Origin of the sequence: Bradyrhizobium sp. CCGE-LA001 (assembly GCF_000296215.2) — a bacterium.
Lineage (GTDB): Bacteria > Pseudomonadota > Alphaproteobacteria > Rhizobiales > Xanthobacteraceae > Bradyrhizobium.
In genome coordinates this window covers 1,960,829-1,983,368 of sequence record NZ_CP013949.1, presented here as the reverse complement: position 1 = coordinate 1,983,368, position 22,540 = coordinate 1,960,829, and the positions used below count along the sequence as shown (strand labels likewise).

Genomic DNA, 22,540 nt, shown 5'->3' with positions numbered 1-22,540 from the left:
AGTGGAGAGTTGGGGACGCCGTCGCGTCCCACTGCCAGCCCGCCCTACTCCGCCAGCGCCTTCATCTCCTTGTAGAGATCGGACTTGCCTTCGAAGCCGATGCCGGGGAGATCGGGCATGGTGATGTGGCCGTTCTCGACGCGCACGCCGTCGGGGAAACCGCCATAGGGCTGGAACAGGTCGGGATAGCTTTCGTTACCGCCTAAGCCGAGACCGGCAGCGATGTTGAGCGACATCTGGTGGCCGCCGTGCGGGATGCAGCGGCTGGGCGACCAGCCGTGAGTCTTCAGCACCTGAAGCGTGCGCTGGTATTCGCACAGGCCATAGGACAGCGCGCAGTCGAATTGCAGCCAGTCGCGATCGGGGCGCATGCCGCCGTAGCGGATCAGATTGCGGGCGTCCTGGTGGCTGAACAGGTTTTCGCCCGTTGCCATCGGGCCCGGATAGAACTCGGCGAGCGCAGCCTGCAGTGCGTAGTCGAGGGGATCGCCGACCTCCTCGTACCAGAACAAGGGATAGTCGCGCAGCATCTTGGCATAGGCGATGCCGGTCTCGAGATCGAAGCGGCCGTTGGCGTCCACCGCGAGCTGCGCATCCTTGCCGATCTCCTTCAGCACCGCCTCGATGCGCGTGCGGTCCTCCTCGATTCCCGCGCCGCCGATCTTCATCTTCACGACGTTGTAGCCGCGGTCGAGATAGCCGCGCATCTCGCCGCGCAGCATCGAGAGATCCTTGCCGGGATAATAATAGCCGCCGGCGGCGTAGACGAAGACGCGCGGATTGGCGGTGACGCCGTGGCGCTCCGCGAGCAGACGGAACAGCGGCTTGCCGGCGATCTTCGCCACCGCATCCCACACCGCCATGTCGATGGTGCCGACCGCGACCGAGCGCTCGCCATGGCCGCCCGGCTTCTCGTTGGTCATCATCGCGGCCCAGACCTTGTCGGGATCGAGATTGTCGCCGGCAGCATTCAGCAGCGACTTCGGATCGGCTTCCGTGATGCGCGCGGCGAAGCGCTCGCGGATCAGGCCGCCCTGACCGTAGCGGCCGTTGGAGTTGAAGCCGTAGCCGACGACGCGCTTACCGTCGCGCACGACGTCGGTGACGACCGCGACGAGGCTGGTCGTCATCTTGGTGAAGTCGATATAGGCGTTGCGGATCGGGGACGAGATCGGCTTGGTGATCTCGCGGACGTCGACGATGCGGACGGACATGGGATTTGGCTTTCTGGTTGACCCTCTCCACTCGTCATGGCCGGGCTTGACCCGGCCATCCACGCCTTTGCTACGGAGCGAGTTCGGAGACGTGGATGCCCGGGTCAAGCCCGGGCATGACGACGGAGGGTGTGGTGCGTCCCGAAGCGGAATAGCTACTTCTTATCCCTGAAATACGGCTCGACCGGGCCGTGCACCTTGATGGTCAGCGGGTTGCCGTGGCGGTCCTTGGCGTTACCGGCGGTGACGCGGACCCAGCCTTCGCTGATGCAGTATTCCTCGACATTGGTCTTCTCGATACCCTTGAAACGGATGCCGACGTCGCGCGAGAGGATGTCCGCGTTGTAATAGGGGCTGTTCGGATCGACCGACAGTCGATCAGGGAATTCGTCGCTCATGATTGTCTCGCTCACAACAGTGTTTCGATCTGGTTGCGCAAGCCTTCCGGCCGCGCGGTCGGCGCGTAGCGCGCGATCACCTTGCCGGCACGGTCCACCAGGAATTTGGTGAAATTCCATTTGATGGCGGCGCCGAGAAGCCCGGATTGCTGGCGTTTCAGGTACTCATATAACGGGTGCGCATTGGCGCCGTTGACGTCGATCTTCGCGAATAGCGGGAAGGTGACGTCGTAGTTGGTCGAGCAGAAGGCCTGGATCTCGCCCGCCTGCCCCGGCTCCTGCGCGCCGAACTGGTTGCAGGGAAAGCCGAGCACCGAGAAGCCGCGCGGGGACAGATCGCGATAGAGATCCTCAAGGCCGCGATATTGCGGCGTGAAGCCGCATTTGCTCGCGGTGTTGACGATCAGGAGCACCTGCCCTTCGAACCTGCGCATGGCGACCTCCTCGCCGGCAAGCGAGTTGGCCTTGAAATCGTAGATGGCGGTCATCGCTAGCCCACGGGATCGATCGGCGACGGCGGCACGCCGCCGGCCTCGATCGCTTCGCCCGCGAGCAGGCACAGATCCTCGCGATAGCGGCCAGAGACGATGTGCACGCCGACCGGCGCCTTGCCCACGAGGCCGGTGGAGACCACGAGGCCCGGCAGTCCCATGAAGGGAATGGCGATCTGCGGCAGCTGCGCTTCCCAGACACGTTTGAAGGATTCGTCGTCCTTGCGGTCGAGATGATCTGGGAACGGCAATTCGCCGGAGACCGGCGTCAGCAGCACCGCGTATTTCTCGAAGAACAGCATCCACTCGCGGGTGAGCGTGGCGCGTCGCGTCAGCGCCTTGGCGTAATTGGCCTGGTCCATCGGCGTGACCCTGCCGCGGTTGCCGCGCACGCACGCCAGCGCGCCGGGATCGCCCTCGCGTTCGGCAGCTTCCAGCTGCGCCTCATAGCCGTCGCCGAGCCAGAGCTTGATCTGCCACTCGACCGCCTCGCGCATCGGCGGCGTGTCCTCGATGATATCGACGGTCCAGCCGGCGCGCTCCAGCCGCTTGCCGGCATCGCTCACCGCCGCCTTCACCTCCGGCGTGGTGGCAAGACCACCCGGATTGAGGCAGAGCGCGGCGCGCTTGTCCCTGTCAGGGCCTTGCAGCGGCACCGGCACGAACCAGGGATCGCGGATGTCGCGGGCCGACATGGCTTCGAGCGAGATGCGCAAATCGTTGACCGTGCGCGCCAGGGGCCCCGACACGGCCATGATCTGCGGTCCGATCGGGCGCTCCGGCAGCGCCGGATTGAAGGCGGGGATGCGTCCCAGGGTCGGGCGCAGTCCGTGCACGCCGCAGGCATAGGCGGGATAGCGGACCGAGCCGGCGATATCGGTGCCATGGGCGATGTGGCCGATGCCGGCCGCGACCGCCGAGCCGGCGCCGCCGGAGGAACCGCCCGGCGTCAGCGAGGCATCCCGGGGGTTCTTGGTGTCGCCGTGGATCAGATTGGTGGTGAACCAGCGATACGAGAAGGCCGGGCAATTGGTGCGGCCGAGCAGGATCGCGCCCGATTTCCGGAAATTGGCGACGACGGGATTGTCCTCGCGCGCGATGACGTCGCGCTGAAGCTTGAGGCCGTTGGTGGTGGCAAAGCCTTCCTGGTCGACATTGGCCTTGATGGTGACGGGCACGCCCGCGAGCACGCCGGGATCCTCGCCCCGCGCGATGGCGGCATCGACGGCGTCGGCCTGCTTGAGCACGTCGTCGGGCCGGTGGTCGATTACCGCATTCAGCCGGGGATTGACGGCATCCAGGCGGGCGAGACCGGCCTTGGCGGCTTCCCTGGCAGACACTTTTTTGGATTTCACGAGGGTGGCGAGGTCGGCAGCCGACAGGCGCCAGAGATCTTGCATGGCTTGCTCCGTATGACCGGCGTGTTTTAGCGCCGGGAACGCGGCAAAGCCATGCGGATTTCGCGTGGGTGGACCGCGGGTGCGGCGCCGGTGGCGCTCATGCCCCGTCATTGCGAGGAGCCCCTTGCGACGAAGCAATCCAGACCGCCTCCGAGGAGGGATTCTGGATTGCTTCGTCGCTTCGCTCCTCGCAATGACGGGGAGAGAGCTGGGGCAGGTCTCACCAATCCCGCCGGCAGCCTCTAATGCCGGGTCGCGGACGGGTCCGGCATGTCCAGCAGGGCCTCGGTGAAGGGGAACTCCAGCACGATCTCGCCGTCGGCATCGGTCACCTCGATCACCGCTTCCAGCAGGGCCCGTTGCGTGCCTTCCGATTTCACGACTTCAAGGATCATCTGGCGGGCGACCTCCCAGGCGCGGTCGGGATTGCGCAGGTCCTCGCCGTCAGGATCTACGATCAATTCGTCGCCGATACGGGTGTTGAAGAAATATCTGGGCATCACGTGATCCAGTTTGGGTCGCTGTATCGGATTGGAAGCTGCACTGCACTCACAACCGCTTTATCAGGACAGGGTTCGCGACCGAATGCGCCATGCGCAAGGCAGCGTCCTCAGAAGTACAGTTCCAGCGTCATTTCGCGCCGCAGCATGCCCATTCTCGGGAAAATTTCACTGGCGAACTTCTGCGCCCGCATTAATTTACCCCGTGGGCGGATACGTCCGAATTCGCGAAAATGGAGAGCCAAATGGCCTGGAAAGCCCCGAAGATCGTCGAAGTGCCCTGCGGCATGGAAATCAACATGTATGTGAGCGCCACCCGCAAGTAAGCGGCGGCGACTGCATTCAGCGCAGGTGGATCTCTCGGTCACGATCGATTGCCGGAAGACATGATCTTTGTCGGCAACGATGTCGGCCCGAGATCCACCTCGCAGCGTTCCCTCCAGGAGACGGATCATGCTTCGCGTCGTCGTCCTGGGCGCCGCAGCCGGCGGCGGAGTGCCGCAATGGAATTGCGGTTGCGAGGGCTGCCGGGCGGCCCGTGCCAGCGGACATGACCTCGTGAGAACCCAGGCGTCGGTCGCCTTCAGCGGCGACGGCGAACATTGGTTCCTGATCAACGCCTCCCCCGACCTTCGCCAGCAATTGAACGCCACGCCGCAGCTGCATCCGAAGCTGGGCGCGCTGCGCCATACGCCCATTGCGGGCGTGATCCTGACCAATGGCGAGGTGGATGCGGTCGCGGGCCTGTTGTCGATGCGCGAAGGCTCGCCCTTCACGATCTACGCGCATGAGAAGGTGCTGGCGATCCTGAAGAGCAACAGCATCTTCAACGTGCTGAACGAGAAGAACGTGCAGCGTCAGCCGACCGAAATCAACGAGCCGTTCGAGCCGCGGCTGCCGGATGGCGCGCGCTCAGGCATCGAGGTGCTGCCGTTCGCAGTGCCGGGCAAGTCGGCCTGGTATCTGGAGGGCAAGGCGCATCCCGGCGGTGAGACCGGTGACGGCGACACGCTGGGCCTCAAGATCACCGACAAATCGACCGGCAAGTGTTTCTATTTCATCGCCGCCTGCGCCGAGGTGACCGATGCGCTCAAGGCCAAGCTCGACGGCGCGGCGCTGGTGTTCTTCGACGGCACGGTGTGGCGCGACGACGAGATGATCAAGGCCGGCCTCGGCCACAAGACCGGCAAGAGCATGGGCCATGTCGCGATGTCGGGCGAGGACGGCGCGATCGCGCGGCTGGCCGATCTCGATACCGACACGAAGATATTTCTGCATATCAATAACTCGAATCCGGCGCTGCTGCCCACGTCACCCGAGCGGAAAGCCACGGAAGCGGCGGGCTGGCAGATACCCGCCGACGGAACGGAGATCGTGCTGTGAATGCCGCGTCACTGACAGGAATGACCGCGCTCTCGATCGGCAAGGACATCAAGCTCAACTCCGCCGAGGAGCTCGAGGCGACGCTGCGCCATATCGGCGCCACGCGCTATCACAGCCTGCATCCGTTCCATAAGCTGCTGCATGGCGGCAAGCTGAACAAGGGCCAGGTGCAGGCCTGGGCGCTGAACCGCTACTATTACCAGAGCACGATCCCGATCAAGGACGCGGTGGTGATCTCGCGCTTCCGCGACCGCGCCACGCGGCTGGAATGGCGCCACCGCATCGAGGACCATGATGGCGATGTCGGCAGCGAGGGCGGCATCGAGCGCTGGCTGAAGCTGACCGAGGGCCTCGGCCTCGACACAGCCTATGTGGAATCGACCGAAGGCATTTTGCCGGCGACGCGTTTTGCCGTGGAAGCCTACGTGCACTATTGCCGCGAAAAAAGCCCGCTGGAGGCGATCGCCTCCTCGCTCACCGAGCTGTTCGCGCCGAACCTGCATGAGGAGCGCATCTCCGGCATGCTGGAGCATTACGACTTCGTCAACCCCGACATCATGAGCTATTTCAAGCGCCGCCTGGCGCAAGCGCCGCGCGATGCCGGCTTTGCGCTCGACTATGTCAAGGCGCATGCCACGACACCGGAGCAGCGCGCGCTTGTGTGCAACGCGCTGATCTTCAAGACCAACGTGCTGTGGGTGCAGCTCGATGCGCTCCAGCACGCCTATGTCGAGGGCCACATTCCGCCGGGCGCATTCGTGCCCAAAACGAGCTGAGGGACAAGAGCAATGGCCGGGCCGCGTCACATCAGCGTCAGCGAGGCAAGCCGCCCCGTGCTGCCGCGGCATGCCAAGCTGAAATACGACGAGACGCGCAAAGTCTGGGTGATCCTGGCGCCGGAACGGGTGCTGGCGCCGGACGAGATCGCGGTCGAGGTCTTGCAGCTCTGCAATGGCGAACGCAATGTCGGTGACGTCGCCGATCAGCTCGCCGCGAAATATGCCGCGCCGCGCGAGGCGATCCTCACCGATGTCATCGCCATGCTGCAGGATCTCGCCGACAAGGGCTTCCTCACGGAGATCAGGGAGAAGACGCCATGAGCGACGTGCTCGGCAATCCCACGATCACGCCGGAGACAAGCGACAGTCTCGCGGTGCTGGAGAAGCAGCGCTCGACGGCGGAGACGTTCGGCATTCCGCTCGCGGTGCTGCTCGAAATCACTCACCGCTGCCCGCTGCAATGCCCCTATTGCTCCAACCCGGTCGAGCTCGATCGCTCGGGCAAGGAGCTGACGACAGACGAATGGAAAAAGGTGCTGAGCGAGCTCGCCGAGATCGGCGTGCTCCAGGTGCACTTCTCCGGTGGTGAGCCGACCGCGCGCAAGGACCTGGTCGAACTGGTCAAGCACGCCAGCGACGTCGGGCTCTACACCAACCTCATCACCTCGGCCGTGCTGCTGACGCGCGACAAGCTCAGCGATCTCGCCGATGCCGGACTCTGCCACGTGCAGATCTCTTTCCAGGGCATCGAGGAAGGCCTCGCCGATCGCGTCGCCGGTTACAAGGGCGGCCACCGCAAGAAGCTCGAAGTCGCCAAATGGACGCGCGAGCTCGATCTGCCGCTCACCGTGAACGCGGTGATGCACCGGCAGAATTTGCACCAGCTCCCCGACATCATCCAGATGTCGCTCGATCTCGACGCCGACCGGCTCGAAGTCGCCAATGTGCAATATTACGGCTGGGCGCTGAAGAACCGCGCCGCGCTGATGCCGACGGTGGCGCAGCTCGACGAATGCACCCGCATCGTCGAGGAGGCGCGCGAGCAGCTGAAGGGCCGGCTGACCATCGACTATGTCGTGCCTGATTATTACGCGCTGCGGCCGAAGAAATGCATGGGCGGCTGGGGCCGGCAGTTCTTCAACATCTCGCCCGCCGGCAAGGTGCTGCCCTGCCACGCCGCCGAGAGCATCACCGGGCTCGATTTCGAATCGGTGCGCTCCAACCATTCGATCGCCTGGATCTGGCAGAACTCCGACGCCTTCAGCCGCTATCGCGGCACCGGCTGGATGAAGGAGCCGTGCAAGAGCTGCGAATTCCGCGAGATCGATTTCGGCGGCTGCCGCTGCCAGGCCTTTGCGCTGACGGGCGATGCCGCCAACACCGACCCGGCCTGCGCGCTGTCGCCGCTGCACGAGACCATCTTCAAGCAGGCGGAAGCCGAAGCCGAAGGCGAGACCAGCCGCTTCCTTTACCGCAACTTCGCCGGCGGTACTCTGGAATCCGAGAATGGCACCTGACGCCGACGCGGCCGCTTCCGTTAGACGTGCCGACCCCTTCGCTCCGCTGACCTCCGACATGCTCGACGTCGGCGACGGCCATGAGCTCTATGTCGAGAGCGTCGGGCGCAGCGATGGCATTCCCGCAATCTATCTGCATGGCGGGCCCGGCAGCGGCTGCCAGCCCGACCATCGCCGGCTGTTTGATCCGGACCGCTTCTGCGCCGTGCTGTTCGACCAGCGCGGCTGCGGCCGCAGCCGTCCCAAGGGGTCGCGCGCGCACAACACCACCGCGCATCTGATCGCGGACATGGAAAAGATCCGCGAGAAATTCGGCTTCGACCGCTGGATGGTGGTCGGCGGCTCCTGGGGCGCGACGCTGGCGCTGGCCTATGCGGAGGCGCATCCCGAGCGCGTGTCCGGCATCGCGTTGCGCGCGACGTTCCTCGGCACGCGGACGGAGGTCGAGACGGCCTTCACCTCGCGCCTGGCGCAATTCTATCCCGCACTGTACGAGGATTTTCTGAGTGTGCTGCCGCCGGAAGAGCGGGCGCGGCCGGTCGAGGCCTATTGGCGCCGCATTCTCGATGCCGATCCGGCCGTGCACGGTCCAGCCGTACGGGCCTGGCACGATACCGAGCGCGTCTTGTCCGAGCACAAGCCTGCCAAGACCCGGCTGGACCTCGCCTCGCTGAACGTCTGGCGCACGCTGCCGGCGACGCCGTTCATGGAGGCGCATTATTTCGTCAACGACAGCTTCATGAGTGACAGCCAGCTGCTGCGGAATGCGGCTCGGCTCGAAGGCATCCCGGGCATCATCGTCCAAGGCCGCTATGACCTGTTGTGTCCGCCCGAGACGTCGCAGGCCCTGACGAAAGTATGGCCCGGTTCCGAGCTTCGCGTCGTGGAAGGCGCAGGACATTCGCTCTATGATACCGGCGTGAGGGACGCCGTGATGAAGTCGATCGCGGACCTCGCATCGAAGATCGGGCGATGAGAGGACAAGAAGAATGCCGCTCGCCGGGAAAGGCATGCTGCTGACGTCGATGAACATCGACGCAGCGGACGAGGCCGATTTCAACCGCTGGTACGATCGCGAACATCTGGAAGAGCGCGTCGCAATCGAGGGATTCCTGGAGGCGCGGCGCTATGTCGCGCATGCCGCCAATCCCAAATATCTCTCGCTGTACTCGACCACGACGCTCGATGTGCTCGACAGCCCCGCCTATCGGGCGCGGCTGGCCAACCAGACCGACTGGTCGCGGAAGAGCATGGCGCGCTTCAAGGACATGCTGCGCGTCGTCGCGCGTATCACCATCAGCAACGGCACCGGACGCGGCGCTGCGCTCGGCCTGGTGCGGCTGCGGCCGACGCCCGACAATGCGGCGTCCTGGCGTGATGCCCTGCAGGAAAAGCTGAGGCCCGAAACGCACGACGGCATCATCTCGATGCATCTGCTCGAAAGCGAGCCGGAATTGTCGGGCGCAACGGCCGGCATTCCGGCGGTGCGCAACGAAGGCGCGCACGACTGGTTCGTGCTGATCGACGGCACGCAAGTCGGCGCGGTCTCGGCCGTAATCGCCGAGCGCTTCACGGGTCCTGCCGCATCGCCGCTGCCGCCTCCCGTGTCCGTCGGTACCTACTGCCTGATGTGGGACCTCGCGAAGAGCGACATCGCGCGCGCCTGACGCGCTCACATCCATCGCAACATGCTGCACTGCCGCATGGCCGATGCGGCGGCGTCAATGCTGCTGGCGCGCAGCTCCTATGAAAGGCGGTGATCTCGAAACTTTGCCGTTGTACTTCGGAACGGTTCTAATAAGCTAACCCAATGACGTCATTCAGAAACCAGATTGAAGCGCGTTAAGCGCTCGCCAAGCTCAAACAAAAAAGGCCGCGGGGTCTTTGGGCCTGCGCGGACAGGGTAGGAATGAAACCGACCGATATTGCGGCCCCCGACTACTTTCACAAAGTGGTCGATTGCCAATGGGCCTGTCCTGCGCACACTCCCGTTCCCGAATACATCCGACTGATCGCCCAAGGCCGCTACAGCGACGCCTACATGATCAATTGGAAGTCGAACGTGTTTCCCGGAATCCTGGGACGCACCTGCGATCGTCCATGCGAGCCGGCGTGCCGGCGCGGTCGCGTCGAGGAAACCCCCGTCGCGATCTGCCGCCTCAAGCGCGTTGCGGCCGACTTCAAAGACGACATCAAGCAGCGCCTGCCGAAGCCGGCGGCGAAGAACGGCAAGCGCGTCGCGCTGGTCGGCGGCGGTCCCGCCTCGCTGACGGTGGCGCGCGATCTGGCGCCGCTCGGCTATCACTGCACCGTGTTCGATGCCGATCCGGAAGCCGGCGGCATGATGCGCACGCAGATCCCGAAATTCCGTCTGCCCAATTCGGTCATCGACGAGGAGACCGGCTACATCCTGGGTCTCGGCGTTGAATACAAAGGCGGTCACCGCATCGAGAGCATGAAGGCGCTGCTCGCGGAGAAGTATGACGCGGTCTTCGTCGGCTCCGGCGCGCCGCGCGGCCGCGAGCTCGACATTCCCGGCCGCAAGGAGGCAGCTAGCAACATCCATATCGGCATCGAGTGGTTGGCTAACGTGTCTTTCGGCCATGTCGACAAGATCGGCAAGCGCGTCATCGTGCTCGGCGGCGGCAACACCGCGATGGATTGCTGCCGCACCGCGCGTCGCCTCGGCGGCGAGAAAGTCACGGTGATCGTGCGCTCCGGCTTCGAGGAGATGAAGGCCTCGCCCTGGGAGAAGGAGGACGCGCTCCACGAGGACATTCCGATCCTCAACTACATGGTGCCGGTGGCCTTCAAGCATGTCAGCGGCAAGCTCATCGGCGTCACCTTCCAGCACGTCAAAGCCGAATACGACGACAAGGGCCGCCGTAACCTCGTGCCTTCGGGCGACCCCGATCAGACCATTCCCTGCGACGACGTGCTGGTCGCGGTCGGCCAGGAAAACGCCTTCCCGTGGATCGAGCAGGATTGCGGCATCGCGTTCGACAAACGGCACATGCCGGAGGTCGATCCCAAGACCTTCGTCTCGACCAATCCGAAAGTCTTCTTCGGCGGCGACGCCGCGTTCGGCCCGAAGAACATCATCTGGGCGGTCGCCCACGGCCATGACGCCGCGCTGTCGATCCACAAGATGCTCTCCGGCGAGGACGTCACCGAACGCCCGCTGCCGGAGGTGCAAATTTCCTCGCAGAAGATGGGCATCCACGAATGGAGCTATGACAACGACATCTCCATCGACAAACGCTACAAGGTGCCGCATCGCGACAAGGTGATCGCGCTCAAGGACATCCGCGCCGAGGTCGAACTCGGCTACGACGTCAAGCTCGCGCTCGGCGAGGCGCATCGCTGCCTGAACTGCGACGTGCAGACCGTGTTCTCGACATCGCTCTGCATCGAGTGCGATGCCTGCGTCGACATCTGCCCGATGGACTGCATCACCTTCACGGCCAACGGCGAGGAAGACGATCTGCGCCATCGCCTGAAGGCGCCCTCGCTGCATCCGGACCAGGACCTCTACGTCTCCTCGGATCTGAAGACCGGGCGCGTGATGGTGAAGGACGAGGACGTCTGCCTGCATTGCGGGCTGTGCGCCGAGCGTTGTCCCACCGGCGCCTGGGACATGCAGAAATATTTCATCGAGATGACCCACGCAGGTTCGACATGTCCGACAAAAAGCCGCTCAGCAGCGTAAACGACTTCGTCGTCCGCTTCGCCAACGTCAACGGCTCGGGTTCGGCCAGCGCCAACGAGATGTTCGCGCGCGCGATCCTGCGCCACGGCGTTCCCGTATCCCCGCGCAACATCTTTCCCTCCAACATCCAGGGCCTGCCGACCTGGTACGAGGTGCGGGTGACGGAGGACGGTCATCTCGGCGCCCGCGGCGGGGTCGACATGATGGTGGCGATGAATCCGCAGACCTGGGACAAGGACGTCGCCGGCATCGAGCCGGGTGGCTATCTGTTCTATGACTCCACCAAACCGATGCCGTCGACAAAATTCCGCGACGACATCACCGTGATCGGCGTTCCCCTCACCGCGATCACCAACTCGACCTATACCGATCCGCGCCAGCGCCAGCTGTTCAAGAACATCATCTATCTCGGCGCGCTCAGCGCGCTGCTCGACATGGATCCGAAGGTGATCGAGCAGCTGATCGGCGAGCAGTACAAGGGCAAGGAGAAGCTGCTCTCCTCCAACGTCCACGCGCTGCATCTCGGCCGCGACTGGGCGCTGCAGAACCTGAAATGCCCGATCGGGCTGCGGGTGAAGAAGTCCGACAAGGTCGGCGACCGCATCTTCATCGAGGGCAACAGCGCGGCCGCGCTCGGCGCGGTCTATGGCGGCGCCACGGTGTGCGCGTGGTATCCGATCACGCCGTCCTCCTCGGTGGCTGAGGCCTTCACCGCTCATTGCAAGAAGTATCGGCACGATCCTGAGACGGGCAAGGCGAAATACGCGATCGTGCAGGGCGAGGACGAATTGGCCTCGATCGGCATCGTCATCGGCGCATCCTGGAACGGCGCCCGCGCCTTCACCGCGACATCCGGCCCGGGCATCTCGCTGATGACAGAGTTCATCGGCCTCTCATATTTTGCCGAGATTCCCGCCGTGATCATGAACATCCAGCGCGCCGGCCCCTCGACGGGCATGCCGACGCGCACCCAGCAATGCGACATCATCGCCTGTGCCTATGCCTCGCATGGCGACACCAAGCACGTGCTGCTGTTCCCGGAAGATCCGGCGGAGGCGTTCGAGTTCGCGGCGGCCGCGTTCGACCTCGCCGAGCGGCTGCAGACCACGATCTTCCTGATGCTCGACCTCGACATCGGCATGAACCATCGGCTCTGCCGACCGCTGAAATGGGACGACGCGCGCCAATACGACCGCGGCAAGGTGATGACCACGGAGATGCTGGAGGAAGGCCGCGACTTCGGCCGCTATCTCGACGTCGACGGTGACGGCATCCCCTACCGCACCTATCCCGGCACGCATCCGACCAAGGGCTCCTACTTCACCCGCGGCACCTCCCGTGATCGCTATGCGCGCTATTCCGAGGAAGGTTCGGTCTACGCCGACAACATGCAGCGCCTGGTGCGCAAGTTCGAGACGGCGCAGGACCTCGTGCCGCGGCCGCTGCAGGCCAATGCGGAGCGGCCGACCAAATATGGCGTGATCTATTTCGGCTCGACCTCGCCGGCGATGGACGAGGCGATCGGGCTGCTCGAGGCGCGCGGACATCAGCTCGACCGCCTGCGCATTCGCGCCTTCCCCTTCCACTCGAGCGTCGCGAGCTTCCTCGCCGAGCACGATTTCGTCTACGTGGTCGAGCAGAACCGCGACAGCCAGCTGCGCCAGCTCATCGTCAACGAGAACGGCATCGACCCCGTCCGGCTCGTGCCGATCGTGCATTACGACGGCACGCCCATCACCGCCCGCTTCATCGCAAAAGCCATCGGCGACCATCAGGATCACCTCAAGGTGACCCCGCTCCGCAAGGCCGTGTCATGATTTGCCCGTCACTCTCTACGTCGTCATGCCCGGGCTTGACCCGGGCATCCACGCCTTTCTTTTTCCTGGCCAAGACGTGGATGGCCGGGTCAAGCCCGGCCATGACGGCCTTGGGATCGCAGGTGCTGTCATGACCTATATTGCCAAGCCGAAATTCCATCATCCGGGCCTGAAAAAGAACGAGCTCGGCTACACCCACCGCGACTACGAGGGCAAGATCTCGACGCTGTGCGCCGGCTGCGGCCACGATTCGATCACAGCCTCGATCATCGAGGCCTGCTATGAACTCTCGATCGAGCCACACCGGGTGGCGAAGATCTCCGGCATCGGCTGCTCGTCGAAAACGCCAGACTATTTCCTCGGCAATTCCCACGGCTTCAACTCAGTGCACGGCCGCATGCCGAGCGTGCTGACGGGCGCCAACCTCGCCAACCGCGATCTGATCTATCTCGGCGTTTCCGGCGACGGCGATTCCGCCTCGATCGGCTTCGGCCAGTTCGCGCATTCGATCCGGCGCGGCGTCAACATGACCTATATCGTCGAGAACAACGGCGTCTACGGCCTGACCAAGGGCCAGTTCTCCGCGACCGCCGACCGCGGCTCGAAGAGCAAGAAGGGCGTCACCAACACCGACAACGCGATCGATCTCGTCGCCATCGCGCTGCAGTTGGGGGCCACCTTCGTCGCGCGCTCCTTCTCCGGCGACAAGACCCAGCTGGTGCCGCTGATCGCGGCGGCCATACGGCACAAGGGCGCGTCCTTCATCGACGTCATCAGCCCCTGCATCGCCTTCAACAACCATGCCGGCTCGACCAAGAGCTTCGACTATGTCCGCGAGCACAACGACGCCGTGAACCGGCTCGACGTGCTGGTCGGCCGCGATCCCATCGCGGTGGACTATGCGCCGGGCACCGTGCAGGTGGTCGAGCAGCACGACGGCAACAAGATCGCACTTCGCAAGATCGATGCCGATTACGATCCGCACGACCGTCTGGGGGCCCAGACCTTCCTCGCTCGGCACGCGGCCAAGGGCCAGATCGTCACCGGCCTGCTCTATGTCGATCCCGAGGCGGAAGATTTGCACGAGCACCTCAACACGGTCGAGACGCCGCTCAACGCGCTGGAAGCGGATACGCTGTGCCCGGGCTCCGCGGTGCTGGACAAGATCAACGCCAGCTTGCGGTGATCATCTTCGCGCCGACGCCGCCGGCCTGACGCGTATCGTGATCTTCTCCGACACGACGGGTGGTTCGAACGGATAGTGCTTGGCGTCGCCAAGCACCAGCTGCAGCGTGTGCGTGCCCGGCGGAAGCTCGAGGAACGTCTCGGTCTGTCCTGCTCCGAAATGCAGATGGGACTTGTCCTGCGGAATCGGCTCCTTGGCGTCGATGGGGTCTTTCACATCGATCAACAGATGATGATGGCCGGCATTGTGGTAGTCGTCACCGGCATGCGTCACGCCCATGTTGCGCAGGCCGAACCGGACCCAAAATCCACCACGGATCTTCTGGCCATTATACGGCGAGATGAAATAGAGCTTGGCGTCCTTTGGCGCAGTTTTGCCTTGTGGATAGGCCGCGCCGGGGAGCAATGCAATTGCAGCCGCCAGCGCGATACAGGAAACGATCTTCATCAAATTGACTCCAGTGCCTAAGGACTGAGCGCGATCCGAAATCCATGCGTGGGGTAACGGACACCGGTATCGTATCCACCGCGGTTTGACGGCCGCACATATCCCGAATCGTTCTTCCAGGAGCCCGAGCGCAGGACGTGAGCACTGCAGTCAGCGGTAGTCCATGCCGAGCCGTCGCTGGGCGCGCCCTGATACGTCCGGCGCCAGCAGTCCGCGACCCACTGATCGATGCCGCCGCCCATGTCGTAGAGCCCGAATGGATTTGCCTTGAAGCTGCCGACCTTGGCCGGCTGCTCGGCCGCAAGTTCACCGCAATCCTTGCAGCCGGCCATGCCCGGCTGGAGCTTGTCGCCCCACCAATATTTGGTCTGCGTCCCACCGCGCGCCGCATACTCCCATTCGGCTTCGCTCGGAAGCCGGTAGGGCTTCTTCGTGGCCTGCGCGAGCCAGGCGGCATATTGCTGGGCATCGGTCCAACTCACATTGCTGACCGGGGCATCGTCCTTGCCGGTGGCCGTGAATCCGCACGCCTTGGCGGCAGCGCATTCATTCCACTCCTGCACTGTCACCGGATATTTTCCGATCGAGAACGGCTTGATCGTGACCTGGTGGACGGGCCGTTCGGTCGGATCATCATTGCTTCCCATCGCGAAGCTGCCGCCGCGAATGGCGATCATCTCGGGCTCGCGAAGCGGCGTCGCCGATGGGCTGGGGGCCGGAGTTGGAGTCGGGGTCGAAGGCGACGAAGCCAATGACGGAGAGGGTTGCGGCGTCTGGGTCGCCGCCTCGCTCGGCGACGCTTGAGGACTCGGTGATGCGGCCGGCGCTGCGGGCGGCGCGGCGGCCTGCTCGCCCCTCCTGCCGGGCTGCGCCAGCAAATACCAGAGCGCGCCGGTGGCTATTATCAGCACTGTAATGGCCAGCAAAAAGATCAGCGCGTTCTCGCGCCGGCTTCTTGTCTTGCCGACGGCATCCGCGTCCGGCAGCACACGATAGACGCGCACCGGATCGGTGATGTTCTTGACCTTGCGGTCGCCGAGCGACTCATAGCCGCATACCACCTTGTGCTTGATCTGCTCGTAGATCGCGCCCGAGATATAGACCTGACCGGGCTCGGCAATGCCCTCGATGCGTGTGGCGATGTTGACGCCGTCGCCGTAGACATCGTCCGACTCCACGATGACGTCGCCAAGATTGACGCCGATCCGGTATTCGAGCCGCGAATGCTTGGGGAGCGAAGCATTGCGGCCGATGAGGTTCTGCTGGATGACGATGCTGCATCGAACGGCCTCGACAGGGCTGTCGAAAATGGCGATGAAGCCATCGCCCGTCGTCTTCACCAGCGTTCCATGGTGCTCGACGATGCTGGGATAGATGAGGTCACGCTCGATCCGCTTGACGCGGACATGCGTCCCCTCCTCATCGGCCTGCATCATGCGGCTGTACGAAGCGATGTCGCCGACTATGATCGCCGCGAGGCGACGAGGCATGGAGCCGTGCGGAGGCGGCTCATCATTGCCGGATCTGAAGTTGCGAATTTCGCCCATTGCGGGGGACTCCACACACTGACAAGGCAGCCCCAGCTTACGACCGCCGAAGGCGGTCGTCTGTGAAGGCTATCACATTGACGAACCGAGACAATGTCCCAGCGATCGCAGGCGTCGAGTTCCGAGGGACCGCCCGCTTCACCGCTTGAACCTTCTTGATCCAATCAGTGACTAAGGCACGGTGTGAAGCCACTGGTCCGATTCCTCACCACGATGGCGGCACGAGCGACTTGCGAGGGTTGAACGCGAGGCATCACGTCTGCGTCTAACAGACAGCAGCTCTGTCCTGCTGCGGCAAAGCTTGTCATGCGCGCGAGGCCCTCATGAAGCTCGTCATCCTTGCTGTCCTCACTTTGGCTGCGCTGACCAGCGTCGGCCGCGCCGAGGACGTCGACGACATCCGCGAAGCCGGCAAGGCCGAAACCGAGACCTTCAACGCACGCATGTATGCGGGCCCGCCGGGCGAGAAGGCCTATGCCTGCTTCGTCCGCCGCTACGATGCCGACCATCTGGCACGGCACCCGAAGCAGAAGGTCGCCGCGATGAAGCTGCTGATCTCGGCGGAAGTCGACAAGGAGGACAAGGAGCTGCACCACTCCTTCCGCCTCGGCTTCAGATACCGCCACCGCAGCGGCGATTTCGACTCCAGCGGCTCCTGCAACCACGCCGTATTCACCAGGAGCGGCGACGAAGTGCGCCTCGGCTGCGGCGTCGACTGCGACGGCGGCGGCATCGGCGTTGCGCTCTCCAAGGACGACAAGTCCGCGATCGTGCGGCTCGAACGTGTCAGGGTCTGGCAGAACAACAAGCCGGACGACGAGGCCGAGCATTCGCTGACCGCCGGCGCCGACGACAAGATCTTCCGCCTCGATCGCACTGACAACAGCGAGTGCGCCTCGCTGGTGACGGACCGCAAGGAACTCGCCGCGCTGCGCTCCAAGTGATATGTGTCCGGCGAAGTCAGGCCGGGAGATCGCCATGAACCGCCGGAACATCTTGTGGAGCGCCGTCTCGGCGCTGGGCGCAGCCTTTGGCGCCTCGCGTGCACAAGCCGCGACCGAAACGAGCGGCGGTAACAAGCTCAAGGTCGTCTATCACCTCAGCGACGCCGAGAAGGTCCATTTCGTGCTCGGCAACATCCAGAACCACATCGACGGCGTCGGCGGCCCCGAGCACGTCACGATCGCGCTCGTCATCCACGGGCCTGCGCTGAAGGCGTTTCATGGGGCGCAGGCCAATCCCGACGTCAGCAAGCGCGTCGGCGATTTTTCCAGGGGCGGCGTCGAACTGGCGGCCTGCGGCAACACGATGAAGGCGCAGAACGTCACGCTGACGGATCTGCTGCCGGGCTTCGTCAACGCGGAGAAAGGCGGCGTGGTGCGCATCGCGGAGCTGCAATCGCAGGGGTATTTGTATCTGCGGCCATAGGTAGTGCGCGAGCTGCAACCACGTTCTCCGTCATTGCGAGGAGCTCTTGCGACGACGCAATCCAGGCTGTTTCCGCGGAGGGATTCTGGATTGCTTCGCTTCGCTCGCAATGACGGAGCGCGGAGCACGAGCGAAAACAATATCGCCTAATCCGGCTTGACTTACCCATAACCCTGCGGTTATGAGTTATCCATAACTTACCGGTTATGGATTCCGTATGCCCACCGCCCCCGACCTCTTGTTCAGGACGCTCGCCGACCCGACCCGGCGGGCGATCTTCGAGCGGCTGTGCCGCGAGGGCGAGCAAACGGTCGGGGCCCTGACGCTGCGATCGGGTGTTTCCCAGCCAGCGGTCTCGAAACATCTCGGCGCCCTAAAGCAGGCCGGCCTCGTGCGCGACCGCCACGAGGGACGCCAGACCCATTACAGCGCGCAGCCCGGCGCGCTCGATCCGCTGGTCGACTGGACCAGCCGGATGGCCGGGTTCTGGCAAAAGCGCCTCGACGCGCTCGACGATCTCCTGAAGAGGATGGACCAATGACAGAAGCCTCGACCGAGACGCGCTCCGTCGTGATCGAGCGTGAATTCAGCTTTCCGGCCGAGCGGATCTGGCGCGCGCTGACACAGCCGCATCTGATCGAGGAATGGCTGATGAAGAACGACTTCAAGCCGGTCGTCGGCCACCGCTTCAATCTTCGCGGCGAATGGGGCGGCGTGCTGGACTGCGAGGTGCTCACCATCGAGCCGCAGAAGAGTCTCGCCTACACCTGGAATTTCTCGCACGAGGATGCGGCGTTCGACCTGAAAAGCGTCGTCACCTTCACGCTGACGCCGACCGGCACGGGCACGCATCTGCGCGTCGAACAGGCGGGCTTCAGCCCGACGCAGAAGCAAGCCTTTGGCGGCGCGCATGCCGGCTGGAAGCAGTTCTTGGCCAAGCTGGACGAAGTCCTGGCGCGGGCCAGTTAGCTCCGTCGCGATCCATTTCGATCATTCTCAAAGGAGGTCCCAATGAGCACGCCTATGTGGATTCGGCAAGTTCATCGCTGGCTGTCGATGGCTTTCACCCTCGCCGTCATCGCCAACATCGTGGCGATGACCATGCAGGTCCAGGCGGTGTGGATCGGTTTCCTGGCGCTCGTCCCGCTCATTCCGTTGCTCGCGACCGGGCTCTATCTGTTCGCGCTGCCCTATCTCAATCGCAACAACGCGTGAACGAGGCGAGATGATGAAGACGGCTGTGACGGCGAAGAAGGCTGGCGCGAAGGACACGAAGCAGGCCTCCCCCGCAAAGCTGATCGACGGCAGGATCAAGGAGCTCGGCGACTGGCGCGGCGAGATGCTGGCGCGGGTCCGCGGCCTGATCAAAGAGGCCGATCCCGAAATCGTCGAAGAGTGGAAATGGCGCGGCGTTCCCGTGTGGGAGCACGACGGCATCATCTGCACCGGCGAGACCTACAAGGAGGTGGTGAAGCTGACCTTTGCTAAGGGCGCGGCACTTGCGGATCCGGCGGGCCTGTTCAACTCCAGCCTCGATGGCAATGTGCGGCGGGCGATTGATATTCGCGAAGGCGAGAAGATCAACGAGAAAGCGTTGAAGGCTCTGATCCGCGCGGCGGTGGAGTTGAATGCGTCGAAGAAGAAGCCGGCGAAGCGGTCGCCTTAGTGCAACACGCCAACTCGAAGTAATTCTTGGCGGCGACCGGAGCAAGCGCCTCGCCCTTCGAGACGACCGCTGCGCGGTCTCCTCAGGATGAGGCTAAGCAGCATCTTGGTCCGTCGAAAGTGCGGCCGCACACTCCGTCCTCATCCTGAGGGCCCGCCAGAGGCGGGCGTCTCGAAGGATGGGCCGCGGGCCGAGCCAGCCGCCCAATCAGTCGGCTCCGACCGCCTCAGGCCACCGCGGCCGGGATCGGGCGCGGGCTCACGACGTATTCGCGCAGGACTTTGTCGTTGGCATCGACCTCGATCAGCGCGACGTCGTAGGTCCAGAGGTCGGCGAGATGTTGCAGCACGCGCTTGGCGTCGGTCTCGTTGAGCTGCGAGCCCTTGATGACATGGTGATGCAGGATCAGCCGGCGGTCGCCGGAAAGGTCGACGTCGACCACCTCGATATTGGCATCGATGTAGCCGACATCGTGCTGCCGCGCCAGCTCGCGCCGGACCCGACGGAAGCCGCGCTCGTCGTGGATGGCATCGACCCGGATGCCGGCGCGCTCCTCGGGATCGTCGTGCAGATGAAACATGCGGAAGTGCCGCATCAGCTTCGGACTGAGGAACTGACCGATGAAGCTCTCGTCGCGGTAATTGGCCCAGACGTCGCGCAGCACGCCCATCACGTCGTTCTTGCCGGCAATATCCGGGAACCACTCGCGGTCCTCGTCCTCCGGACTGGTGACGATGCGCTCGATGTCCTGCATCACGGCAAAGCCGAGCGCGTAGGGATTGAAGCCGGAGAAGCGCGGATCGTCGAATTCGGGCTGGAACACCACGTTGGTGTGCGATCCCAGGAATTCGAGGAAGTTGCCGTCGGTGATGCGGCCCTGCTGATGCAGCTGGGTCATGATGCGGTAATGGACGTAGGTCGCCGTCCCCTCGTTCATGACCTTGGTCTGGCTCTGCGGGTAGAAATATTGCGCGATGTGGCGGACGATGCGCAACAGCTCGCGCTGCCAGGGCGCCAGCCGCGGCGCGCTCTTCTCCAGGAAATAGAGCAGATTCTCCTGCGGCAGGCCGAGCAGCTTGCGGCGGCGCTCGATGCTGAGCGCGGACCGGCTCTTGGCGGCGCCCTTCGGCACGGTGCGCCAGAGATCGTTGAAGACCTCCTCCTCGTGCTGGCGGCGGCGCCCCGCCCGCTTCTCCTCGGCGCGCAGATCGAGCTTCTTCTTGCCGGGATAGCGGTCGATGCCGTGGGACATCAGCGCATGCGCGGCGTCGAGCGTGCGCTCGACCTCGATGCGGCCGTAGCGCTCCTCGCAGGTCGCGACATAGTTTTTCGCGAAATCGAGATAATCCAGGATGCCGTCGGCGTCGGTCCACTGCTTGAACAGATAGTTGTTCTTGAAGAAGTGGTTGTGGCCGAAGGCGGCGTGCGCGATCACCAGCGTCTGCATCGTCGCCGTGTTCTCCTCCATCAGGTAGGAGATGCAGGGCGAGGAATTGATCACGATCTCATAGGCGAGGCCCATCAGGCCCTTGCGGTAGGACGCCTCGTGAAACGCGAAATGCTTGCCGAACGACCAGTGCTTGTAGAACAAGGGCATGCCGACCGACGAGTACGCGTCCAGCATCTGCTCGGCGGTGATCACCTCTATCTGGTTCGGATAGACGTCGAGACCGAGCTCCTTCAGCGCCACCTCCTCGCAGGCATCGGTGATGCGCTGCAGGGTGTGGAAGTCCCAATCCGCGCCTTCGAACAAGCGTTCCGTCATGGAGCGGCCTTCTCCTGAGTGGTTTCGCGGCGCTGGAACAGGTCGTGGAACACCGGGAAGATCTCGCTGCGCTCGGAGACCTTGCGCATCGACAGCGGCGCGCCGCTGTTGCGCAGGCGGTCGTACAGGCTCCAGAGCGAGGAATCGGAGAGATCGAAAGCGCTGCCGCCGGATTCCCCAACCTCGAGATAGGCAAAGAACTGGCAGACCGGCAGGATCTTGTCGGTCAGCAGCATGCCGGTGAGCTCGCCGTCGGAATAGGAATTGTCGCCGTCCGAGGCTTGCGCAGCGTAGATGTTCCAGTCCGAGGGATTGAAGCGCTCGCGCACGATCTCGTGCATCGCCTGGAGCGCGCTGGAGACCAGCGTGCCGCCGGAGGCCGGACCGTAGAAGAAGGTCTGCTCGTCCACCTCCTCGGCGCGGTCGGTATGGCGGATGAAGACGATCTCGACATGCTTGTAGCGCCGCTTCAGGAACACATAGAGCAGCATGTAGAAGCGCTTGGCCAGATCCTTCATGTGCTCGGACATCGAACCGGAGACGTCCATCAGACAGAACATCACGGCTTGCGCCACGGGCCGCGGCACCTTCTCGTAGCGACGGTAGCGGATATCGAGCGGGTCGATGAAGGGAATGCGCTTGGACTTCGCCTTCAGCTTCGCGAGCTTGTCCAGCAGCTCGATGCGAACATCCTCGTCGGTGCACGCGGCGATCTCGGCCTCGAGCTCCTCGATCTCGCTCTTGCGGGGACGGCGGAGCGCGATGCGGCGAGCCAGTGCGAGCTGCACCGTCCGGCTCACCGAGATGTTGGCGGGCGAGCCCGAGGTGGTGTAGCCGGCGCGCTGGATGCCCTCGCTCTCGGTCTGCGCGATCTTGCGCTTGGCGAGATCCGGCAGTTCGAGGTCGTCGAGGAAGAGGTCGACGAATTCGTCGCGGCTCAGCACGAAACGGAAGGCATCCTCGCTGTCGCCTTCGCCCGGACCTGAATCCTTGGCACTGCCCTGGCCGGAGCGCTGGAGATAGTCGCCCTCGATGAACTTCTTGTTTCCGGGCAGCACCATGTCGCGCGTGCCGCCCTCGCGGCGGAAGCGCGGCTCGTGCATGCCGTCGAGCGGGATCGTGACCTCACCACCCTCCAGGACGTCCTTGATGTCGCGTTCCTGCGAGGTCTTCTTGACGGCGCCCTGCACCAGGGACTTGGCCCGACGCAAGAACCGCTGCCGGTTCTCAAGACTCTTGCCGCCTGGATTCAGGCGCCTGTCAATGATGTGAATGGGCACTTGACCATTCGCC

At 64.0% G+C, this 22,540-nt stretch carries 25 protein-coding genes; 16 read left to right on the top strand and 9 right to left on the bottom strand.

Annotated features, from left to right (window positions below; genetic code table 11):
* Positions 1-44 precede the first annotated feature (44 nt).
* The 5 genes from tarD to BCCGELA001_RS09440 form a co-directional block, all read right to left on the bottom strand.
* A complete protein-coding gene (gene tarD, locus BCCGELA001_RS09460; RefSeq protein WP_008559802.1) occupies positions 45-1,214 on the bottom strand; it encodes a D(-)-tartrate dehydratase in 1,170 nt (389 codons plus the stop codon).
* 155 nt (positions 1,215-1,369) lie between these two features.
* Complete coding sequence (locus tag BCCGELA001_RS09455) at positions 1,370-1,612, bottom strand: DUF3297 family protein (RefSeq protein ID WP_008559805.1); 243 nt, start codon at positions 1,610-1,612, stop codon at positions 1,370-1,372.
* Positions 1,613-1,623: 11 nt separating this feature from the next.
* Complete coding sequence (locus tag BCCGELA001_RS09450) at positions 1,624-2,100, bottom strand: glutathione peroxidase (RefSeq protein ID WP_008559806.1); 477 nt, start codon at positions 2,098-2,100, stop codon at positions 1,624-1,626.
* Positions 2,101-2,102: 2 nt separating this feature from the next.
* Positions 2,103-3,503, bottom strand: a complete 1,401-nt coding sequence (locus tag BCCGELA001_RS09445; protein WP_008559808.1) for an amidase family protein — start codon at positions 3,501-3,503, stop codon at positions 2,103-2,105.
* Between the two features lie 242 nt (positions 3,504-3,745).
* Positions 3,746-4,003 carry a DUF6894 family protein gene (locus tag BCCGELA001_RS09440; protein WP_008559811.1) on the bottom strand — a complete coding sequence of 86 codons (258 nt, stop codon included), beginning with the start codon at positions 4,001-4,003 and terminating at the stop codon, positions 3,746-3,748.
* Positions 4,004-4,248: 245 nt separating this feature from the next.
* On the opposite strand from BCCGELA001_RS09440, the gene pqqA reads away from it, so the two are divergent.
* From pqqA to BCCGELA001_RS09390, 10 genes are all read left to right on the top strand, one after another.
* Positions 4,249-4,329, top strand: coding sequence for a pyrroloquinoline quinone precursor peptide PqqA (gene pqqA, locus BCCGELA001_RS09435; RefSeq protein WP_007595659.1), 81 nt, complete (start codon positions 4,249-4,251; stop codon positions 4,327-4,329).
* A 127-nt stretch (positions 4,330-4,456) separates the two neighbouring features.
* On the top strand, positions 4,457-5,386 hold the full coding sequence (pqqB, locus tag BCCGELA001_RS09430; RefSeq protein WP_060735137.1) for a pyrroloquinoline quinone biosynthesis protein PqqB: 930 nt from the start codon (positions 4,457-4,459) through the stop codon (positions 5,384-5,386).
* Positions 5,383-6,162: a pyrroloquinoline-quinone synthase PqqC gene (pqqC, locus tag BCCGELA001_RS09425; RefSeq protein ID WP_060735136.1), complete on the top strand. Its 780-nt coding sequence runs from the start codon at positions 5,383-5,385 to the stop codon at positions 6,160-6,162. Before pqqB ends, pqqC begins: the two co-directional genes overlap by 4 nt.
* Positions 6,163-6,174: 12 nt before the next feature.
* A complete protein-coding gene (pqqD, locus tag BCCGELA001_RS09420) occupies positions 6,175-6,486 on the top strand; it encodes a pyrroloquinoline quinone biosynthesis peptide chaperone PqqD (RefSeq protein ID WP_060735135.1) in 312 nt (103 codons plus the stop codon).
* On the top strand, positions 6,483-7,682 hold the full coding sequence (pqqE, locus tag BCCGELA001_RS09415) for a pyrroloquinoline quinone biosynthesis protein PqqE (protein ID WP_008559829.1): 1,200 nt from the start codon (positions 6,483-6,485) through the stop codon (positions 7,680-7,682). Before pqqD ends, pqqE begins: the two co-directional genes overlap by 4 nt.
* Entirely contained in the window at positions 7,672-8,658 is a 987-nt protein-coding gene (pip, locus tag BCCGELA001_RS09410) for a prolyl aminopeptidase (protein ID WP_008559831.1), read from the top strand. The genes pqqE and pip overlap by 11 nt, the downstream gene beginning before the upstream one ends.
* Before the next feature lie 13 nt (positions 8,659-8,671).
* Positions 8,672-9,349 carry a DUF4286 family protein gene (locus tag BCCGELA001_RS09405; RefSeq protein WP_008559833.1) on the top strand — a complete coding sequence of 226 codons (678 nt, stop codon included), beginning with the start codon at positions 8,672-8,674 and terminating at the stop codon, positions 9,347-9,349.
* Between the two features lie 242 nt (positions 9,350-9,591).
* Positions 9,592-11,391 (top strand): FAD-dependent oxidoreductase, encoded by a 1,800-nt coding sequence (locus tag BCCGELA001_RS09400; protein WP_060735134.1) that lies wholly within the window; start codon positions 9,592-9,594, stop codon positions 11,389-11,391.
* On the top strand, positions 11,361-13,208 hold the full coding sequence (locus BCCGELA001_RS09395) for a 2-oxoacid:acceptor oxidoreductase subunit alpha (protein ID WP_060735133.1): 1,848 nt from the start codon (positions 11,361-11,363) through the stop codon (positions 13,206-13,208). The genes BCCGELA001_RS09400 and BCCGELA001_RS09395 overlap by 31 nt, the downstream gene beginning before the upstream one ends.
* Positions 13,209-13,338: 130 nt before the next feature.
* Entirely contained in the window at positions 13,339-14,394 is a 1,056-nt protein-coding gene (locus BCCGELA001_RS09390) for a 2-oxoacid:ferredoxin oxidoreductase subunit beta (RefSeq protein ID WP_008559854.1), read from the top strand.
* Here BCCGELA001_RS09390 and BCCGELA001_RS09385 read toward each other — a convergent pair whose 3' ends face one another.
* Both BCCGELA001_RS09385 and BCCGELA001_RS09380 read right to left on the bottom strand, forming a co-directional pair.
* On the bottom strand, positions 14,395-14,841 hold the full coding sequence (locus BCCGELA001_RS09385; RefSeq protein WP_008559856.1) for a DUF4399 domain-containing protein: 447 nt from the start codon (positions 14,839-14,841) through the stop codon (positions 14,395-14,397). It abuts the gene before it with no gap.
* 17 nt (positions 14,842-14,858) lie between these two features.
* A complete protein-coding gene (locus BCCGELA001_RS09380; RefSeq protein ID WP_060735132.1) occupies positions 14,859-16,388 on the bottom strand; it encodes an SUMF1/EgtB/PvdO family nonheme iron enzyme in 1,530 nt (509 codons plus the stop codon).
* Positions 16,389-16,711: 323 nt separating this feature from the next.
* On the opposite strand from BCCGELA001_RS09380, the gene BCCGELA001_RS09375 reads away from it, so the two are divergent.
* From BCCGELA001_RS09375 to BCCGELA001_RS09350, 6 genes are all read left to right on the top strand, one after another.
* A complete protein-coding gene (locus tag BCCGELA001_RS09375; protein WP_008559872.1) occupies positions 16,712-17,332 on the top strand; it encodes a hypothetical protein in 621 nt (206 codons plus the stop codon).
* Between the two features lie 34 nt (positions 17,333-17,366).
* Positions 17,367-17,816 carry a DsrE family protein gene (locus BCCGELA001_RS09370; RefSeq protein ID WP_060735131.1) on the top strand — a complete coding sequence of 150 codons (450 nt, stop codon included), beginning with the start codon at positions 17,367-17,369 and terminating at the stop codon, positions 17,814-17,816.
* Positions 17,817-18,033: 217 nt separating this feature from the next.
* Positions 18,034-18,357 carry an ArsR/SmtB family transcription factor gene (locus BCCGELA001_RS09365; RefSeq protein ID WP_008559878.1) on the top strand — a complete coding sequence of 108 codons (324 nt, stop codon included), beginning with the start codon at positions 18,034-18,036 and terminating at the stop codon, positions 18,355-18,357.
* Complete coding sequence (locus BCCGELA001_RS09360; RefSeq protein WP_008559880.1) at positions 18,354-18,785, top strand: SRPBCC family protein; 432 nt, start codon at positions 18,354-18,356, stop codon at positions 18,783-18,785. Before BCCGELA001_RS09365 ends, BCCGELA001_RS09360 begins: the two co-directional genes overlap by 4 nt.
* A gap of 42 nt (positions 18,786-18,827) precedes the next feature.
* The gene (locus tag BCCGELA001_RS09355; protein ID WP_060735130.1) at positions 18,828-19,031 is read left to right on the top strand and encodes a hypothetical protein; all 204 of its coding nucleotides are present in this window, start codon (positions 18,828-18,830) and stop codon (positions 19,029-19,031) included.
* Positions 19,032-19,044: 13 nt separating this feature from the next.
* Positions 19,045-19,482, top strand: coding sequence for a DUF1801 domain-containing protein (locus tag BCCGELA001_RS09350; protein ID WP_060735129.1), 438 nt, complete (start codon positions 19,045-19,047; stop codon positions 19,480-19,482).
* 226 nt (positions 19,483-19,708) lie between these two features.
* Here BCCGELA001_RS09350 and BCCGELA001_RS09345 read toward each other — a convergent pair whose 3' ends face one another.
* Together BCCGELA001_RS09345 and BCCGELA001_RS09340 are read right to left on the bottom strand one after the other, a co-directional pair.
* On the bottom strand, positions 19,709-21,247 hold the full coding sequence (locus tag BCCGELA001_RS09345; RefSeq protein WP_060735128.1) for a SpoVR family protein: 1,539 nt from the start codon (positions 21,245-21,247) through the stop codon (positions 19,709-19,711).
* Positions 21,244-22,521 (bottom strand): YeaH/YhbH family protein, encoded by a 1,278-nt coding sequence (locus BCCGELA001_RS09340; protein WP_193409783.1) that lies wholly within the window; start codon positions 22,519-22,521, stop codon positions 21,244-21,246. Before BCCGELA001_RS09340 ends, BCCGELA001_RS09345 begins: the two co-directional genes overlap by 4 nt.
* Positions 22,522-22,540 lie beyond the last annotated feature (19 nt).

Bases quoted from the DNA above. Each gene is read 5' to 3' on its own strand.
- pqqA (WP_007595659.1), top strand. From the start codon at position 4,249: ATGGCCTGGAAAGCCCCGAAGATCGTCGAAGTGCCCTGCGGCATGGAA.
- BCCGELA001_RS09380 (WP_060735132.1), bottom strand. From the start codon at position 16,388: ATGGGCGAAATTCGCAACTTCAGATCCGGCAATGATGAGCCGCCTCCG.
- BCCGELA001_RS09445 (WP_008559808.1), bottom strand. From the start codon at position 3,503: ATGCAAGATCTCTGGCGCCTGTCGGCTGCCGACCTCGCCACCCTCGTG.
- pqqB (WP_060735137.1), top strand. From the start codon at position 4,457: ATGCTTCGCGTCGTCGTCCTGGGCGCCGCAGCCGGCGGCGGAGTGCCG.
- BCCGELA001_RS09350 (WP_060735129.1), top strand. From the start codon at position 19,045: ATGAAGACGGCTGTGACGGCGAAGAAGGCTGGCGCGAAGGACACGAAG.
- pip (WP_008559831.1), top strand. From the start codon at position 7,672: ATGGCACCTGACGCCGACGCGGCCGCTTCCGTTAGACGTGCCGACCCC.
- BCCGELA001_RS09405 (WP_008559833.1), top strand. From the start codon at position 8,672: ATGCCGCTCGCCGGGAAAGGCATGCTGCTGACGTCGATGAACATCGAC.
- pqqD (WP_060735135.1), top strand. From the start codon at position 6,175: ATGGCCGGGCCGCGTCACATCAGCGTCAGCGAGGCAAGCCGCCCCGTG.
- BCCGELA001_RS09345 (WP_060735128.1), bottom strand. From the start codon at position 21,247: ATGACGGAACGCTTGTTCGAAGGCGCGGATTGGGACTTCCACACCCTG.
- BCCGELA001_RS09360 (WP_008559880.1), top strand. From the start codon at position 18,354: ATGACAGAAGCCTCGACCGAGACGCGCTCCGTCGTGATCGAGCGTGAA.
- BCCGELA001_RS09455 (WP_008559805.1), bottom strand. From the start codon at position 1,612: ATGAGCGACGAATTCCCTGATCGACTGTCGGTCGATCCGAACAGCCCC.
- BCCGELA001_RS09390 (WP_008559854.1), top strand. From the start codon at position 13,339: ATGACCTATATTGCCAAGCCGAAATTCCATCATCCGGGCCTGAAAAAG.
- BCCGELA001_RS09440 (WP_008559811.1), bottom strand. From the start codon at position 4,003: ATGCCCAGATATTTCTTCAACACCCGTATCGGCGACGAATTGATCGTA.
- pqqE (WP_008559829.1), top strand. From the start codon at position 6,483: ATGAGCGACGTGCTCGGCAATCCCACGATCACGCCGGAGACAAGCGAC.
- BCCGELA001_RS09450 (WP_008559806.1), bottom strand. From the start codon at position 2,100: ATGACCGCCATCTACGATTTCAAGGCCAACTCGCTTGCCGGCGAGGAG.
- tarD (WP_008559802.1), bottom strand. From the start codon at position 1,214: ATGTCCGTCCGCATCGTCGACGTCCGCGAGATCACCAAGCCGATCTCG.
- BCCGELA001_RS09375 (WP_008559872.1), top strand. From the start codon at position 16,712: ATGAAGCTCGTCATCCTTGCTGTCCTCACTTTGGCTGCGCTGACCAGC.
- BCCGELA001_RS09370 (WP_060735131.1), top strand. From the start codon at position 17,367: ATGAACCGCCGGAACATCTTGTGGAGCGCCGTCTCGGCGCTGGGCGCA.
- BCCGELA001_RS09400 (WP_060735134.1), top strand. From the start codon at position 9,592: ATGAAACCGACCGATATTGCGGCCCCCGACTACTTTCACAAAGTGGTC.
- BCCGELA001_RS09355 (WP_060735130.1), top strand. From the start codon at position 18,828: ATGAGCACGCCTATGTGGATTCGGCAAGTTCATCGCTGGCTGTCGATG.
- BCCGELA001_RS09365 (WP_008559878.1), top strand. From the start codon at position 18,034: ATGCCCACCGCCCCCGACCTCTTGTTCAGGACGCTCGCCGACCCGACC.
- BCCGELA001_RS09395 (WP_060735133.1), top strand. From the start codon at position 11,361: ATGTCCGACAAAAAGCCGCTCAGCAGCGTAAACGACTTCGTCGTCCGC.
- BCCGELA001_RS09385 (WP_008559856.1), bottom strand. From the start codon at position 14,841: ATGAAGATCGTTTCCTGTATCGCGCTGGCGGCTGCAATTGCATTGCTC.